General features: G+C 60.6%; 1 protein-coding gene. It reads right to left on the reverse strand.

The genetic code is table 11. The features are described 5' to 3' along the window. The coding region (locus tag EGI20_RS19015) for a hypothetical protein (protein WP_498633269.1) at positions 1 to 507 on the reverse strand (507 nt) is incomplete at both ends.

Consider the following 507-nt stretch of genomic DNA (forward strand, 5'->3'; position numbering starts at 1 on the left):
CTTGGCGGTCACGCTGTTGTCGCTGCCGATCTCACCCTTGCTGTAGGTGTCGTCGGTGCCTGCGCCTTGCAGTTCTACCGTCGGCGCCGGTGCCGCCACATCCAGCTGGGCACTGTCGCTGGCATCACCCTTATTGCCAGCCGCATCGGTCTGCACCGCGTCGACCTTGAGCTTCCCACCATCGGCCAATATGCCTTCGTTGAAGTTGATTACACCCTTTTTGTTGATAGCGTCGTAGGTGTAGGTGTAGCTGCCGCCGGTCAGAGCCTGTCCCTGCGCGTTGCTAAACTGCACCTCGCCGTTAACGATCTTGACAGTGACCATACGACTCTCAGGATTGCCACCGCGGTCGATAGTCAGGGTCACCTGGCCACCGGCCCGCAGCGAAGCATCGTCGACCGTCACCTGCACCCGCGCGGTGCCGTCGCCCACTTCTTCCTTGTTCAGCCAACCGTCGTTATTGCGGTCATTGACGACCTCTACGCTGATGATCGGGGCAGTGGTGTC

Source organism: Aquitalea sp. S1-19, from assembly GCF_024343515.1.